Source organism: Pseudomonas sp. (genome assembly GCF_030150285.1).
GTDB lineage: Bacteria > Pseudomonadota > Gammaproteobacteria > Pseudomonadales > Pseudomonadaceae > Aquipseudomonas.
In genome coordinates this window covers 18,488-32,288 of sequence record NZ_JASLGE010000068.1, presented here as the reverse complement: position 1 = coordinate 32,288, position 13,801 = coordinate 18,488, and the positions used below count along the sequence as shown (strand labels likewise).

The following is a 13,801-nucleotide window of genomic DNA, read 5'->3' as shown; positions in this document are numbered from 1 at the left end:
TGCTCTTAACGCTTCAACGTCTTCATGTCGATGACAAAGCGGTATTTCACATCGCCTTTGACCACGCGCTCAAAGGCTTCGTTGATGTGTTTGATGTCGAGCATTTCGATATCGCAGGTAATGCCGTTGGCTGCGCTGAAGTCGAGCATTTCCTGGGTTTCAGCAATGCCGCCAATCAGCGAGCCCGCCAGCACGCGGCGTTTGAACACCAGGTTGAAGGCGTTCAAGGCCGGGTCAACCGGTTCGATCAGGCCTACCAGAATGTGAACGCCGTCATAGCGCAGGGTTTCGAGGTAGGGGTTCAGGTCGTGCGGGACCGGAATGGTGTCCAGCAGGAAGTCGAAGCGGTCTGCGGCGGCTTTCATCTGCTCAGGGTCAGTGGACACGATCACGTGGTCAGCACCTTGCTTGAACGCCTCTTCGGCCTTGGCGGCCGAGCGGGTGAACAACGTGACTTCTGCCCCCATGGCCTTGGCAAACTTGATGCCCATATGGCCCAGGCCGCCCATGCCCAAAATGCCGACTTTGTCGCCGGGCTCAACACCGTAGTGTTGCAGCGGAGAGTAAGTGGTGATGCCGGCGCATAGCAGGGGCGCGGCGCTGGCCGGGTCGAGGTTGTCCGGGATGCTCAGCACGAAGTGTTCGCTGACCACGATGCTGTCGGAGTAACCGCCCATGGTGTTGGTGCCATCGACCCGGTCTGGCGTGCAGTAGGTCATGGTTGAACCTTCGAGGCAGTATTGCTCCAGGTCTTCTTTACAGGCCGAACACTCGCGGCAGGAGTCGACCATGCAGCCGACACCCACCAGGTCGCCGACCTTGTGCTTGGTAACCTTGTCGCCAATGGCGGTGACTTTGCCGACGATTTCGTGGCCGGGCATCACCGGGTAAACGGCAAACCCCCACTCGTTACGCGCCTGGTGAATGTCCGAGTGGCAAACACCGCAATACAGTACTTCGATAGCCACGTCATCCGGGCGCGGGGCGCGACGGTTGAATTGCATTGGAGCCAACGGTGCGCTGGCAGTTTGGGCGGCATAGCCGATAGCGTTATAGGTGGTGCTGGACATGGTGAGCCTCGTGGAGCGTTAACGGTGAACAGGGTGCAATTTTGCGCCGGTACAGGTTGCGGGACTATGACAATTCCTCCGCCTGTTATGCCTATTCGTCCGAAGTCTCGGGCCTGCTGTCGCTCTAGCCTTCATTTCTGAGAAGATGTACCTGTCTATTCCTCTTGTGAAGATGTTTTCATGTTATTGACCCGTCATCGTGACGAAAACGCCACGCTGGTTTCGTTGATTCGGCCGCTGGCGTCAAAAACCGGTTTTGTGCCGACCTTGTTGCCCGAAGTGCGCGTGGTGTCGGCGTGTAATCAAGTGGCCCGTATGCCGCAAATTTACGAGCCCAGCCTGATGGTCATTGCCCAAGGCAGCAAGCTGGCGTATTTGGGGCCGCGTACCCTGGAGTACGGCGCGGGGCATTACTTGGTACAAGCCTTGTCCGTGCCCTTTGAGTGTGAAACCTTCGCCTGCGAAGAGGTGCCGCTGTTGGGCGTGGCGATCAGCATTGACCGGGCTGTGCTGGGCGAACTGGTGCTGGCGATGGGCCTGGACCCGGCGTGCAGCTCGGTGGCGCAAACACCGGAGTCGATGACCTCGGCCGTGCTGGATGACGACATGCGCCAGGCGGTCGAGCGGTTACTGCGCTGCTTGCATGACCCGCTGGCATGTCGAATATTGGGCAAGGCACGCTTGCGCGAAGTCTTGTTTGCTGCCTTGCGGGGGCCGCAGGCAAGCGTATTGCGGGCGCTGGTCGAGCAGCAAGGCCAATTTGCCCGAGTGGCGGCTTCGCTCAACCACTTGCACGCGCACTTTGCCGAGCCGTTGAATGTAGAAACGCTGGCGCGTTGCGCCAACATGAGCGCGTCCACCTTCCATGAGCATTTCAAGCGCAGCACGCTGCTGTCGCCGGTGCAGTATCTCAAGCGGTTGCGCCTGTTACGGGCTCAGCAGTTGTTATTGAGTGAGCGACTGGGGGTGGCGCAAGTAGCTGAACGGGTGGGCTACCAGAGTGCTTCGCAGTTCAGTCGCGAATACAAACGCTACTTTGAACGCAGCCCGGGGCATGAAAACGCGGCGTGTTAACCCCCCTATTTTTGTAGGAGCGAGCTTGCTCGCGATCTTTTGATCTTTAAAAGCTCAATGACGCCGCGCTGTCGTTCAGCAATTCTATCCATTGCTGCGATCACGGCCACATAAGGTTGCGGCCTTACGCCGTGGGCCTCCGCGATCGGCCATCCTTGGCCGTGTCGCGGCTAACCCGGCGTCCTGCCGGGTTACCCACTGCGCAAAACCTGCGCTCGGCCAGCGTGGTTTAAGGGGGCCCTTAGATCAAAAGCACGGTGTTCACGTTTTGACTTACATGTTCGGGTAAGTCGGGCCGCCGGCACCTTCCGGGGTCACCCAGGTGATGTTTTGCGACGGGTCTTTGATGTCGCAGGTTTTGCAGTGCACGCAGTTCTGCGCGTTGATCTGGAAGCGTTTCTCGCCGGTTTCCTGCGTGATCACTTCATACACGCCCGCCGGGCAGTAGCGCTGCGCCGGTTCGTCGTACAACGGCAGGTTGACGTTGATCGGAATGCTGGCGTCGCGCAACTTGAGGTGGCACGGCTGCTCTTCTTCGTGGTTGGTGCTGGACAGGAACACCGAGCTTAGTTTGTCGAAGCTGAGTTTGCCGTCGGGTTTCGGGTAGGCAATTCTGGTGCAGTCTTTGGCCAGCTTCAGGCACGCGAAATCGGGTTTGGTGTCATGTAGGGTAAACGGCAGTTTGCCGCCGAAGAGGTTCTGGTCCATCCAGTTGAAGCCAGCACCGAAGATCGGGCCGAACTTGTGCATCGCCGGGCCGAAGTTGCGGCTGGCGAACAGTTCGTCGAACAGCCAACTGGCTTTGAAGGCTTCCACGTAGGTGTCGAGGGCGTCTCCGCCTGCGGAGTCGGCAATCAAGGCGTCCGCCACGGCATCGGCAGCGAGCATGCCGGACTTCATCGCGGTGTGGCTGCCTTTGATCTTGGCCACGTTCATGGTGCCGAGGTCGCAACCGATCAGCGCGCCACCGTTGAACACCATTTTTGGCAGCGAGTTCAGGCCGCCCTTGGCCAAGGCGCGTGCGCCGTAGCTGATGCGCTTGCCACCTTCAAGGTATTGCTTGAGCACCGGGTGATGCTTGAGGCGCTGAAACTCATCGAACGGTGACAGGAAGGTGTTGCTGTAGGACAGGTCGACAATCAGGCCCACCACGACCTGGTTGTTCTCCAGGTGATACAGGAACGAACCCCCCGTGTTTTCGCTGCTGATAATGTCTAGCGGCCAGCCGGCGGTGTGAACCACCAGGCCCGGTTGATGTTTGGCCGGGTCGATTTCCCAGATTTCTTTCAGACCGATGCCGTAGTGCTGCACGTCGGCGTCGCTGTCGAGCTTGAAGCGCTCGATCAGTTGCTTGCCCAGGTGGCCGCGGCAGCCTTCTGCGAACAGGGTGTATTTACCGCGCAGTTCCATGCCAGGGGTGTACAGGCCTTCTTTCGGATGGCCTTCACGGTCGACACCCAAGTCGCCTGTAATGATTCCACGCACCACATTGTTGTCGTCGAACAGCACTTCCTGTGCAGCAAAGCCCGGGTAGATTTCTACGCCCAGGTTTTCGGCCTGCTGCGCCAGCCAGCGGCACAAGTTGCCCAGAGAGATAATATAGTTGCCTTCGTTGTGCATGGTTTTGGGCACAAAAAGGTCAGGTACTTTTGTCGCCGCGCTGTCACTGCGCAGGACATAAATGTCATCTCGGGTCACCGGCGTGTTCAGCGGTGCGCCGAGTGCTTTCCAGTCCGGGAATAATTCATTCAGTGCACGGGGCTCGAACACCGCACCGGACAGGATGTGAGCACCGACTTCGGAGCCTTTTTCAACCACGCAGACGCTGATTTCTTTACCGGCTTCGGCGGCCTTCTGCTTCAAACGGCAGGCGGCGGACAAACCGGCAGGGCCGGCGCCGACGATGACCACGTCGAATTCCATGTATTCGCGTTCCACAGGCTATCTCCTACTCAAGGCTCAACGGTATTTTTCTAATTGGAGGTTTGGCGTTTCATCCATTATTCCCTCGACCGGTGGCCAAGGACGCAATGGATGAGGCGCCGCTCTCTCTATGGGCGCGCATTATATCTACACCACTAACAGGGTCCAATACAAACGTTTGTTTGAATTCGCTGCAAGCCAGATAAATCAAAGACGCAAGGCCTTGAAGTGGCTGATTTGCTGTATTGACCGCAAATGGTGTTCCGGTCAAGATACGGGCGGTTTTGCGCTCGCCGTAGGCTGATTGTCGGTTTCAAGAGCACCTCTAAAGACAGGGCACAGGTACAAGCCTGAAGGGACCTGCCACTTTTTGAGCGAAGTTTACACGTCCTTGCGATGAATGACGCAGTAGTCAAATCGGATAGACGGTCGTAAGGGAAGTATTTAGCGTTCGTCTCTTTCTATTTATGGGAAGCAACGATCTTTGGAGGTGCCCTTGTTGAGCATCAACCGCCAGGCTCGCCTAGGCGACTTTCTTTTCACCGGAGAGTAACGAGGAATCCATGAAGGTTCTTGTAGCTGTCAAACGAGTGGTCGATTACAACGTTAAAGTGCGCGTCAAAGCGGACAACTCGGGCGTTGACCTCGCCAACGTCAAGATGTCGATGAACCCTTTCTGCGAAATCGCTGTGGAAGAAGCTGTTCGCCTGAAAGAGAAAGGCGTTGCGACTGAAATCGTCGTCGTCTCCATTGGCCCGACCACCGCTCAGGAGCAACTGCGCACCGCGCTGGCGCTGGGCGCTGACCGTGCCATCCTCGTCGAATCCACCGAAGACCTGACCTCGCTGGCCGTGGCCAAGCTGCTCAAGGCTGTGGTCGACAAGGAGCAGCCTCAGTTGGTGATCCTGGGCAAACAGGCCATCGACAGCGACAACAACCAGACGGGCCAGATGCTGGCTGCATTGACCGGTTACGGTCAGGGCACCTTCGCTTCCAAGGTTGAAGTGGCGGGCGACACTGTAGCGGTGACCCGTGAAATCGACGGCGGCGCGCAAACGGTATCGCTGAAACTGCCGGCCATCGTCACCACCGACCTGCGTTTGAACGAGCCGCGCTACGCGTCCCTGCCAAACATCATGAAAGCCAAGAAAAAACCACTGGAAGTGCTGACGCCAGACGCGTTGGGCGTTTCGACGGCTTCGACCAACAAAACCTTGAAAGTTGAAGCACCGGCTGCACGCAGCGCGGGTATCAAGGTCAAGTCGGTGGCTGAACTGGTCGAGAAACTGAAAAACGAAGCGAAGGTAATCTGATCATGACTATCTTGGTAATCGCAGAACACGACGGTAAAGCGCTGGCTCCGGCCACTCTGAACACCGTAGCCGCAGCGGCCAAAATCGGCGGCGACATCAACGTTCTGGTCGCAGGCCAAGGCGTTGGCGCTGTCGCTGAAGCCGCTGGTGCCATCGCTGGCGTGGCCAAAGTGCTGGTCGCCGACAATGCGGCTTATGCGCATCAGTTGCCTGAAAACGTTGCGCCACTGGTTGCAGAGCTGGGCAAGGGTTACAGCCACATTCTGGCGGCTGCCACGTCCAACGGCAAAAACATCCTGCCGCGCGTTGCTGCGCAGCTGGACGTTGACCAGATCTCCGAGATCGTTTCGGTGGAAAGCGCTGACACGTTCAAGCGCCCGATCTACGCCGGTAACGCCATTGCGACCGTACAGTCCACAGCGCCAGTCAAAGTGATCACCGTGCGTGCCACCGGTTTCGACCCGGTCGCCGCGCAAGGCGGTTCGGCAGTTGTTGAAGCGGTGACGGCGGTTCACGACGCGGGCACCTCGTCGTTCGTAGGCGAAGAGCTGGCCAAATCGGACCGCCCTGAGCTGACTGCGGCAAAAATCGTCGTTTCCGGCGGTCGTGGCATGCAGAACGGTGACAACTTCAAACACCTGTACGCACTGGCTGACAAGCTGGGTGCTGCTGTTGGCGCATCGCGCGCGGCAGTTGACGCAGGTTTTGTACCGAACGACATGCAAGTCGGCCAGACCGGCAAAATTGTTGCGCCACAGCTGTACATCGCCGTGGGTATCTCCGGCGCGATTCAGCACCTGGCCGGTATGAAAGACTCCAAAGTGATCGTCGCGATCAACAAGGACGAAGAAGCCCCGATCTTCCAGGTTGCCGATTACGGTCTGGTTGCGGACTTGTTCGAAGCCGTACCTGAGCTGGAGAAGCTGGTTTAATCCAGTTGCTTCACTTATAAGAAGCCCGGTCACGTGGGCTGTGGGGAAGGGCGGAGCACTGTGTGTTCCCGCTGATTCTTCATGGCCTGCATGACCGGGCTTTTTTGTGGCCCTGAAACAGGTTTCGGAGTGGATGAGTATGGATGTGCGGCAATTAATAAGCAGGCTGTTGCTGGGGGTTGCCTTTGTGCCGATGCTGTCAGAGGCCGGTGGGAAGTGTGAGCGCCTGATTGTTACGGGCAGCCCGGATGCGCCGCCGTACTTGTGGCGTGACCCGGCCGACCCGGCCCATTTGATCGGTGTCAGTGCCGACCTGGTGAAGCAGGCTGCGCAAGCATTGGGCATCACCGTTGAAGTGCTGTACAGCGGTAAGCGCTCCCAGGCTCAGGAAGAAGTCCGTAGCGGGCGCATGGACATGCTGATTGATGCGCCGTTGACCCTGGCTGGGCTGACTTCGCTGGATTACATCCACCCGCCGCTGGTGCGCAATGATTATGTCGTGTGGACCCGCAAGGACTCGGCGCTGGTGTATGACACGCCTGCCGATTTGCAGGGCTACAAGGGGGCTCTATCGGACAAAGCCCGCCCGACGGAAGCGTTCGAAGCTTTTGCCACGCATCAGTTGACGCTTGAGCGTCAGCCCGGCCTGACCCAGGCCTTGCATAAGTTGCAGCTCGGCCAGGTGGAGTACGTTATAGCGGGTCGCTACGCCGGTATGGCCACCGCGCAAACCCTGGGCATTGCCGATGACGTGGTCGCTCATTCGCAACCTATTGATCAGCCTGGGCTTTTTCTCGCGATTTCGCATGATTCGGCCTGCAATGAGCCCTGGCTGCGCGGACAGCTCGCCAAAAAGATGACAGAATTGCCCACCTCAGGCGTGGCCGAGGCTGCCTTGCAACGCAATCTGGAGCGGTGGAAAGCTCAACAGTGACCACCGCTCAGCGCCCCAACACAGTAGGAATGCTTAGTGACAATTCGACCTCTTTTCGCTGCCCTGGCCTTACTGGCTTTGGCGGGTTGTGCAGCCGATCCAGCGCCGAATGTACAACTGCGTTTGACCGAGCAGGCTTTGGAGCAGGCCAGGGCGGTTGGGGCGAACGCAGATGATTTTGCCGAGTTAAAACTGGCTGAAAGCAAATTGGCCCGGGCTCAGGCAGACATGGCTGGTGCTTCTTACAAGGACGCCCGTATACAGGCCGAACAGGCCGAACTCGATGCGCGATTGGCTGAAGCTCGCGTCCTTACGCAAAAAAGCCAGGAACAACTGAATGTGCTCAATACCCGCATCATGCGCTTGCGCAAGCAATTGACGGAGGCCCAATGAGCCTCAAGAACGGATTTCTCACAACGGTTGTAGTGTGTGCCGGGCTCAGCCTGGGCGGGTGCGCCGGGCACCCGGGCAGCGAGCCGGCCTTGCAGCAAGCCAATGCCGACTTTCAGGCTGTCAAAGAAGACAGCAACGTGCTGCGTATTGCGCCCAAGGATGTGATTCGCGCCGGAGAGTCTCTGGCTCGCGCCGACCGTTTGTCGTCGTATTGGGGGAGCGGTGATGATGTGCTGCATTACGCTTATTTGAGCCAGCGTTACAGTGAGATCGCCCGTGAGCATACGCAACAAGTGCTTAATCAGGAGCGGGCCGCCCGACTCGAACTGGAACGTCAGCGTCTGCAATTGGCCCTGCGTGAGGCCAAACTGTTAAGTGTTCAGCAGCAAGGTCAATGGTTGGAAGAGCAAATCATCAATCTGGCCACCACTGAAACGGAGCGTGGCTTGGTGATGACGCTGGGTGATGTGTTATTCGACACCGGCGAAGCGAACTTGACCAATTCCGCCAACCGTACAGTGCTCAAACTGGTGAAGTTCCTGCAATTGAACCCTGGGCGGGTTGTGCGGGTTGAAGGCTACACGGACAGCACGGGAACCCGTGACGACAACCTTAAGTTGTCGCTGGCGCGGGCCCAGGCAGTGGCGGATGTACTGGTCGATCTGGGGATCGACGAGAAGCGTATTCAGGTGCAAGGCTACGGTGATCAGTACCCGGTGGACGTGAATGCTACCGAGCGTGGCCGTGTCCAAAATCGTCGCGTTGAAATCGTTTTTTCAGACGAAAAAGGCCAGCTCGGCGCTTCTCGCTAACAGCCGTTGCCCGTCTTCAGTCGCTGCCTGTGGCAGCGGCTACGGTTTTTTTGTGCTCATCTGCACCCATACAGTTAAACCAGCAGTCGCCCTGTATGGCTCAGATGGGTGACAACTGTGCCCGTACACTTCTAAACTGTTCCGGTATCGTTCTTCATAAAAATAATGCCTGAACATTGAGTGCTGCGTCATGACCAACCTTTTGCTCTACCAACGTATCGCTCAGCAACTGGCTGAGGATATTCGCCGAGGCGTCTATCAGCCGGGTGAGCGTGTACCGTCGGTGCGCAAAATGAGTTCGCAGCTCAATGTCAGTCATGCCACGGTGTTGCAGGCCTACGCCAACCTCGAGGATCAAGGCTTGATCCGGGCGCGGCCACAGTCCGGTTATTACGTGCACCAAACACCGGCACTGACTGCGCCCACCCCGGATATCGCCCGGGTCGAACGGCCAGGGCTGGTCACGCGCAGCAGTATCATTCAACAAGTGCTGGTTGAGTCGCGCCGTGAAGGGGTGTTTCCACTGGGAGCGGCGGTGCCCAGTGTCGACTACTTGCCGGTGCGGGCGCTGCATCAACAATTGGCCAAGGTCACGCGGTTCCACAGCCCGCGGGCGTTCAGCTATATGTTCAGCCCGGGTTTTGAGCCCTTGCGCCGCCAGGTCGCCATTCGCATGCGCGACGCCGGTGTGGTGGTTGACCCGTCGGAAGTCATCATCACCCACGGCTGCGTCGATGCGCTGCAAATGTCTTTGCGGGTGCTGACGCGCCCTGGCGATTTGATTGCTGCCGAGTCCCCAACGTACTACGGGCTGCTGCAACTGGCAGACCTGCTGGGCCTGAAGGTGATTGAAATTCCCAGTGATCCGGCCACCGGCATGAGCCTTGAAGCGTTGCAACTGGCGGCCAACCAATGGTCGATCAAGGCATTGGTGCTCACCACACGCCTGAGTAACCCGTTGGGCGGCACCATGCCTGAGGAGCGTCAAAAGCAGTTGCTGCGCCTGGCATCCGACTTCGATATTCAGGTGGTCGAGGACGATATCTATGGCGAGCTGATGTTCGAGGTCGGCCGGACCAAGGCGCTCAAGGCCTATGACCGCCTGGACCGGGTGATCTACTGTTCAAGCTTTTCCAAAACCTTGTCGCCGGGCGTGCGCATTGGCTGGATGATTGCGGGCAAGTACCAACAGGAAATCCAGCGGTTGCAGACGTTCACTACGCACTCGGCCTGCAGTGTGACGCAAATGGGGGTGGCGGCTTACCTTGAAAACGGCGGCTATGACCGCCACCTGCGTTTTATCCGGCAGGAATACCGAAAAAACCTGAGCGCATTTCAATTGGCGGTTCAGCAGTATTTCCCTGAAGGCACGCAAATGTCCCGTCCCAGCGGCGGGTTTATTTTGTGGGTCAGTTTGCCAGGTCGGGTCAACACCCAAGAGTTGCATGTGCGGGCGTTGCAGCAGGGGATCAGCATTGCCCCAGGGCTGATTTTCAGTAACACCGAGCAGTTCAATCATTGCATTCGGCTTAACTGCGGCACGCCCTGGAACCGCGAAGCAGACAGGGCATTGATGACGCTGGGGATGCTTGCCAGCCAACTGTGCCAGGAGACCGCGAGCCTTTACTGATGCTTTTTGCGCTGTGTGGTTGTGGCACACAGCAATGCATTTAGCCTTGCCACGAAGTGGCTAAAGCGCCAGCATCTACACTTTAACCGTTAACCCTGTGGGAGTTATGAACGCTAAATTTTGTGTGGGTCTTGTCTTGGCGGGTGTGTTAACGACGATCAGCGCGTTCAACGCGACAGCTGCGCAGCCTCAGGAGGCTACGCTCGTTGCGCCTGCGCACACACCTGGCTCCCCGGTAAAGCCTTCCGTCAGTGCGAAGAAGGCTGCTGAACAAAAGCGTGCAGCCACGGTGTCCAAATCGGCCTCGAGCCATCAGATCACCCAGAAACACCTGCCCTCTGTCTCGCTGGACTTGAGCCTGCCCCCGGAAATGGTCAGGCAGTTGCGGCCGCTGGGCACCATCGATATGCCCAAGCACAAACCGTTATTGCCCAACATGTTTGAAGAAAAAACGCCTGAAGAAAGTCCCTTCCAGTTGAACGGGCGTTTACTGAGCAATGAGATGGGCCTGCAGTTGCGTAATGAGGCGCGGCGCAATGAGGTCGAGGGCGCAGCGCTGGACTTTGAGTTCAAGCAATAAGCGGCGGCTCTTCTGTTTTCGATGACACCAAACCGAGGCTGAAAACTGACTGTTCAGTCACGGTCTTTTCTGCTGAACGGTCAATTTCAAACACCTGTTCCAACGAGTACTATTCCTTGTCATTAACGCACTTTGCCCCGAATGAGGAGCTAACGTCATGAATTGCCGTGAAGGCTGTGGCGCTTGTTGTATAGCCCCCTCCATCAGTACGCCGCTGCCCGGCATGCCCAATGGGAAACCCGCGGGTGAACGCTGTTTGCATCTGTCTGTCGATTACTTGTGCGGCTTGTTCGGCCGGCCTGAGCGGCCTCCTGTGTGCTCAGCCTTTCAGGCTGACATCGAGGTGTGCGGCAGCGACCGCGAAGAAGCCATTAATCTGATCGGTTGGTGGGAGCAAGTGACGGCGGCTTAGTGTGTTCATGTCCTGTTAACTGACCTTCAACAATAAGGAATAAGACAATGGGTTCGTTGCATCGAGTAGCAGTAGCATGCAGTTTGAGTGTGATGTTGGCGGGCGTCGCTCACGCTGAAGACTGGAAAGTGGCCAAGTATGAAGACGGCATCAAGGTGTCGTTGAGTGATGTGCCGGGCTCGCAGTACAAGGCCTATCAGGGCACGGCGATTATCAAGGCACCCATCGCCCGGGTGCAGGGTCTGCAGGAAGATGTCGCGGGTGCCTGCGCCTGGATTCATGAGTGCCAATCGCAAAAACTACTCAAGCATGAGGGGGATAAAAGCTGGACCTACACGCAGTTCAAAACGCCGTGGCCCGTCACCCCTCGCGACTCCGTTTTGCTGGTGACTACCACCAAAGGTGCCGACGGCAGCATTCATCGCAAGCTTGAGGGGCAGCCCACTTACATTCCCGACGAAAATGGCTATGTGCGGGTCGCTCAAGTCGAGGGTTTCTGGACGCTCGTGCCCAAGGGTGCCAATGAGACCGAAGTGACGTATCAGGTTCACACCGAACCGGGTGGTAGCGTTCCTTCCTGGGTGGCCAACAAGTTTGTGGTGGATGCGCCGTTCAATACGCTGAAGGGTCTTAAAGAGCGTGCTGAGAAGCCGTAACCCGTCAGCCGGGTTGGCATGGCCCTGGGGAGCGCATCTGCCCGGGTGCCAGGCAGCCTGTACAGCGCCTTAACGAGGCTGATTTTTCTCACATTTCATTTCATCCCCCCTTGGCAGGTGTGACGTACCAAGGCTACTCTTCAATCGAGTCAGCGAAGTATTCGACGGGCTCTGATCTTGTTCGCTACAGGCTTATTACTCCCTTTCATGGCCGTCTGTTGCCAACTGGGAGCGCTGAATGTCTATCCATTGCGAGGAGGACGTTTCATGAGCACAGCCCATCAAGAAGACCTCAGCAGCTATGTGCTGCGCCGCATGAAAGAGGGCGGTTTTGACTTTTCACGTATCCATCCCATTGAGTTTTACGCCATCTTTCCTGACGAGGAACGGGCGCGCAGAGCTGCCGGAAAGTTTTGCGGCGAGTCCCTGAGCGCTCAGATCAACGTGCGCGACGATGGTGCATGCCATCTGGAATTGAGCAAAGTGATGTATGCCACCTACTGCGGCATCGGTGATTTTGAGCAGGACTTTGAAGCCGTAGTGGCACCGCTGGGCGGCATTGTTGAAGGGTGGGGGGTGAAGCAGGAGGTACGAGGCCTGCTGAACTGACCAAGTGTTACAGGGATAACGGCTGGCCCTCGGGCTGGCCTTTTTTTGCAGGCAAAAAAAACCACCCGGGTGGGTGGCTAAAGGGAAGTTCGACAATAGCGGCAAGTCTGTGCCGATGAGGTCTGAGAGTGAAATCGCCTCTGACTATGTCGTTGATAGTTAAAACCTGACGTGGCGACCCGTGCGGATGGCTGCGCATTTAACCAATGACCTTGGTTAAGTTAGGCAGGATCAGCAGCAAGGTGGTGGCAAAGAGGATGAGTCCTGCTTGGCGTACTTTCGATTGTTTGAACATGGCGATCTGCCTATTGTTGTTATTCCTGAACGACAGCAACCTACGGCGAGGGCATGGCCCCTTTTAAAGCGCCCCCCTACCGATAGGCTTAACCTTAGAGCCCCATGACACATGGCTTAGAACCATTTCAAATCACTAAAGCAGGATTTGTTTCTAAAAAGTTATTAGGCATTTTAAACCTGCCCTGTCAGGCCATAGCTAGACGCCATTGGCTGGTGAGGCGCGTAGATTCTTAGCCCCCTACCGTTCGTCAGGGCGCATTATTCAGGCGTCATTTGTCTGACGAAAGCCTGGGTAACGCGCATCAACAAAACGGCCTCGCGTGGAGTACTTGCCTTGAAATACCGTTTCGAGGCAGGCTCTGTTGAGCAGCTACTCTCATTTAGCCTTTATCGTGCCAGGTACTTTTATGTCGCTACACATCTGCATTCTGGAAACCGATATTTTACGGCCAGAGTTTATTGATCAATACCAAGGCTACGGCCAGATGTTCAAACGCCTGTTCTCTGAGCAGCCTGTTGCTGCTGAGTTCACGGTCTTCAACGTGATGAACGGTGACTACCCGTCTGATGACCAGGTTTACGATGCTTATTTGGTCACGGGCAGCAAGGCCGACTCATTTGGTACCGACCCGTGGATCGAAACCCTCAAGCGTTATTTGCTGACGCGCTATGAGCGGGGCGACAAGTTGATCGGCGTTTGCTTTGGTCATCAGTTGCTGGCGTTGTTGTTGGGCGGCAAAACTGAGCGCGCGACCCAGGGGTGGGGCGTGGGTACCCATCACTATAAACTGGCAGCCAAGGCACCCTGGATGAGTCCGGCTGTGGAAGAACTGACGCTGCTGATCAGTCATCAGGATCAGGTGACGGCGCTGCCGGAAAACGCCACCGTGATTGCATCCAGCGATTTCTGCCCGTTTGCGGCGTACCACATCAATGATCAAGTGCTGTGCTTCCAGGGGCACCCCGAGTTTATTCACGATTACTCGCGAGCTTTGCTGGATCTGCGCCAGGAGCATCTGGGGGAGCAGATCTACAACGCAGGCATTGCCAGCCTTGAGAAAGGTCATCATGGTCAGACGGTTGCCGAATGGATGATGCGTTTTGTCGCGCACAAGCCTCAGGCTGACGCCGTTTAAACGCCCTGGGCGTGCATGCCAAGGTGCGCA

At 57.1% G+C, this 13,801-nt stretch carries 14 protein-coding genes; 12 read left to right on the top strand and 2 right to left on the bottom strand.

What is annotated here, in order from left to right; all coding sequences use genetic code 11:
• Nucleotides 1-5 precede the first annotated feature (5 nt).
• Nucleotides 6-1,070 carry an NAD(P)-dependent alcohol dehydrogenase gene (locus Q1W15_RS15320; RefSeq protein ID WP_300730000.1) on the bottom strand — a complete coding sequence of 355 codons (1,065 nt, stop codon included), beginning with the start codon at nucleotides 1,068-1,070 and terminating at the stop codon, nucleotides 6-8.
• 180 nt (nucleotides 1,071-1,250) lie between these two features.
• On the opposite strand from Q1W15_RS15320, the gene Q1W15_RS15315 reads away from it, so the two are divergent.
• Complete coding sequence (locus Q1W15_RS15315; RefSeq protein ID WP_300729998.1) at nucleotides 1,251-2,144, top strand: AraC family transcriptional regulator; 894 nt, start codon at nucleotides 1,251-1,253, stop codon at nucleotides 2,142-2,144.
• Nucleotides 2,145-2,417: 273 nt separating this feature from the next.
• On the opposite strand, the gene Q1W15_RS15310 is transcribed toward Q1W15_RS15315, so the two are convergent.
• Nucleotides 2,418-4,082, bottom strand: a complete 1,665-nt coding sequence (locus Q1W15_RS15310; protein ID WP_300729996.1) for an electron transfer flavoprotein-ubiquinone oxidoreductase — start codon at nucleotides 4,080-4,082, stop codon at nucleotides 2,418-2,420.
• A 548-nt stretch (nucleotides 4,083-4,630) separates the two neighbouring features.
• Between Q1W15_RS15310 and Q1W15_RS15305 the strand changes: the two genes are divergently transcribed.
• From Q1W15_RS15305 to Q1W15_RS15255, 11 genes are all read left to right on the top strand, one after another.
• Nucleotides 4,631-5,380 carry an electron transfer flavoprotein subunit beta/FixA family protein gene (locus Q1W15_RS15305; protein ID WP_300729993.1) on the top strand — a complete coding sequence of 250 codons (750 nt, stop codon included), beginning with the start codon at nucleotides 4,631-4,633 and terminating at the stop codon, nucleotides 5,378-5,380.
• A gap of 2 nt (nucleotides 5,381-5,382) precedes the next feature.
• Nucleotides 5,383-6,312 (top strand): FAD-binding protein, encoded by a 930-nt coding sequence (locus Q1W15_RS15300; protein WP_300729991.1) that lies wholly within the window; start codon nucleotides 5,383-5,385, stop codon nucleotides 6,310-6,312.
• A 139-nt stretch (nucleotides 6,313-6,451) separates the two neighbouring features.
• The gene (locus Q1W15_RS15295) at nucleotides 6,452-7,246 is read left to right on the top strand and encodes an ABC transporter substrate-binding protein (protein ID WP_300730044.1); all 795 of its coding nucleotides are present in this window, start codon (nucleotides 6,452-6,454) and stop codon (nucleotides 7,244-7,246) included.
• Between the two features lie 36 nt (nucleotides 7,247-7,282).
• The gene (locus Q1W15_RS15290; protein ID WP_300729990.1) at nucleotides 7,283-7,639 is read left to right on the top strand and encodes a DUF4398 domain-containing protein; all 357 of its coding nucleotides are present in this window, start codon (nucleotides 7,283-7,285) and stop codon (nucleotides 7,637-7,639) included.
• On the top strand, nucleotides 7,636-8,451 hold the full coding sequence (locus Q1W15_RS15285; protein ID WP_300729988.1) for an OmpA family protein: 816 nt from the start codon (nucleotides 7,636-7,638) through the stop codon (nucleotides 8,449-8,451). Before Q1W15_RS15290 ends, Q1W15_RS15285 begins: the two co-directional genes overlap by 4 nt.
• 190 nt (nucleotides 8,452-8,641) lie before the next feature.
• Nucleotides 8,642-10,081, top strand: coding sequence for a PLP-dependent aminotransferase family protein (locus tag Q1W15_RS15280; RefSeq protein WP_300729986.1), 1,440 nt, complete (start codon nucleotides 8,642-8,644; stop codon nucleotides 10,079-10,081).
• A gap of 106 nt (nucleotides 10,082-10,187) precedes the next feature.
• Complete coding sequence (locus Q1W15_RS15275; protein WP_300729984.1) at nucleotides 10,188-10,661, top strand: translation initiation factor 2; 474 nt, start codon at nucleotides 10,188-10,190, stop codon at nucleotides 10,659-10,661.
• A gap of 157 nt (nucleotides 10,662-10,818) precedes the next feature.
• Nucleotides 10,819-11,073, top strand: a complete 255-nt coding sequence (locus Q1W15_RS15270; RefSeq protein ID WP_300729982.1) for a YkgJ family cysteine cluster protein — start codon at nucleotides 10,819-10,821, stop codon at nucleotides 11,071-11,073.
• Between the two features lie 47 nt (nucleotides 11,074-11,120).
• Nucleotides 11,121-11,729 (top strand): START domain-containing protein, encoded by a 609-nt coding sequence (locus Q1W15_RS15265; RefSeq protein WP_300729980.1) that lies wholly within the window; start codon nucleotides 11,121-11,123, stop codon nucleotides 11,727-11,729.
• Nucleotides 11,730-11,996: 267 nt separating this feature from the next.
• Nucleotides 11,997-12,338, top strand: a complete 342-nt coding sequence (locus tag Q1W15_RS15260) for a ribonuclease E inhibitor RraB (RefSeq protein WP_300729977.1) — start codon at nucleotides 11,997-11,999, stop codon at nucleotides 12,336-12,338.
• A gap of 704 nt (nucleotides 12,339-13,042) precedes the next feature.
• The gene (locus tag Q1W15_RS15255; protein WP_300729975.1) at nucleotides 13,043-13,771 is read left to right on the top strand and encodes an amidotransferase; all 729 of its coding nucleotides are present in this window, start codon (nucleotides 13,043-13,045) and stop codon (nucleotides 13,769-13,771) included.
• Nucleotides 13,772-13,801 lie beyond the last annotated feature (30 nt).

Excerpts from the sequence above, each read along its gene's own strand:
- Q1W15_RS15270 (WP_300729982.1), top strand. The coding sequence starts at position 10,819 with ATGAATTGCCGTGAAGGCTGTGGCGCTTGTTGTATAGCCCCCTCCATC.
- Q1W15_RS15275 (WP_300729984.1), top strand. The coding sequence starts at position 10,188 with ATGAACGCTAAATTTTGTGTGGGTCTTGTCTTGGCGGGTGTGTTAACG.
- Q1W15_RS15305 (WP_300729993.1), top strand. The coding sequence starts at position 4,631 with ATGAAGGTTCTTGTAGCTGTCAAACGAGTGGTCGATTACAACGTTAAA.
- Q1W15_RS15255 (WP_300729975.1), top strand. The coding sequence starts at position 13,043 with ATGTCGCTACACATCTGCATTCTGGAAACCGATATTTTACGGCCAGAG.
- Q1W15_RS15300 (WP_300729991.1), top strand. The coding sequence starts at position 5,383 with ATGACTATCTTGGTAATCGCAGAACACGACGGTAAAGCGCTGGCTCCG.
- Q1W15_RS15260 (WP_300729977.1), top strand. The coding sequence starts at position 11,997 with ATGAGCACAGCCCATCAAGAAGACCTCAGCAGCTATGTGCTGCGCCGC.
- Q1W15_RS15280 (WP_300729986.1), top strand. The coding sequence starts at position 8,642 with ATGACCAACCTTTTGCTCTACCAACGTATCGCTCAGCAACTGGCTGAG.
- Q1W15_RS15265 (WP_300729980.1), top strand. The coding sequence starts at position 11,121 with ATGGGTTCGTTGCATCGAGTAGCAGTAGCATGCAGTTTGAGTGTGATG.
- Q1W15_RS15285 (WP_300729988.1), top strand. The coding sequence starts at position 7,636 with ATGAGCCTCAAGAACGGATTTCTCACAACGGTTGTAGTGTGTGCCGGG.
- Q1W15_RS15320 (WP_300730000.1), bottom strand. The coding sequence starts at position 1,070 with ATGTCCAGCACCACCTATAACGCTATCGGCTATGCCGCCCAAACTGCC.
- Q1W15_RS15315 (WP_300729998.1), top strand. The coding sequence starts at position 1,251 with ATGTTATTGACCCGTCATCGTGACGAAAACGCCACGCTGGTTTCGTTG.
- Q1W15_RS15295 (WP_300730044.1), top strand. The coding sequence starts at position 6,452 with ATGGATGTGCGGCAATTAATAAGCAGGCTGTTGCTGGGGGTTGCCTTT.